This is a genomic window from Caulobacter sp. 10L414, from assembly GCF_056395525.1.
Genome location: NZ_JBFTJR010000135.1, coordinates 1 through 669, shown reverse-complemented (window position 1 = coordinate 669; position 669 = coordinate 1). Strand labels below are relative to the sequence as shown.

The 669-nt window shown below is 79.5% G+C and carries 1 pseudogene; it reads left to right on the top strand.

From position 1 onward, the window contains the following. A pseudogene (locus tag AC1DCG_RS25080) lies at nucleotides 1-669 on the top strand (hypothetical protein); the annotation flags it as partial.

Below are 669 nucleotides of genomic sequence, written 5' to 3'. Positions count from 1 at the left end.
CCGGCGGGCGGCCAGCCCGCGCCCGCCGCCGAAGTTCCGCAGGTCGCCGCGCCGCCGGCCCCGGCCGATCCCCTGGCCGACCTGATCGCCGCCAGCGGCCCGCAGACCACCGACGAGGAAGACGAGGCCCCGGCCGCGGTGCCGGCGCCCCGCCACAAGCCGACCATCCTGCCGATCCCCGCGCCCGAGACCTCGACCCCGGCGGCGCCCGGCGCGCCGATGAGCGTCGAGCAGGCCTACGAGTTGCGGGTGAAGGGCTCGATCGCCGCCGCCCAGGGCCTGCAGGGTCCGCTCGACGGCGGCTGGGTGCTGCGCGGCGTGGGCGGCGTGGCGCTCTATTCGCTGCAGATCGCCGACCCGGCGGGCGGCTACGGCCCCGTCGAGGGCGCCTGGCGCGACCTGCGCCGGCCCGGCGCGGTGGGCTCTACTGGCCTGATCGACAGCATCGAACGCACCTATGACGGCGGCGCGGCCGTGCGGTTCATGGCCCGGCCCGGCGTCGGCTCGACCCTGGCGCTCAGCGTCGGCCCCGACGGCGCCTGGAGCGGCCGCCTGACCGAGGACGGCGCGGCCCCGGCCACGGTCGACATCGAGCGCACCGGCGCGCCGGTCCTGCCGGCCGGCTACGCCGTCGCCGCGCGCGGCCCGGTGATCTGGCCGCCGCGCGCC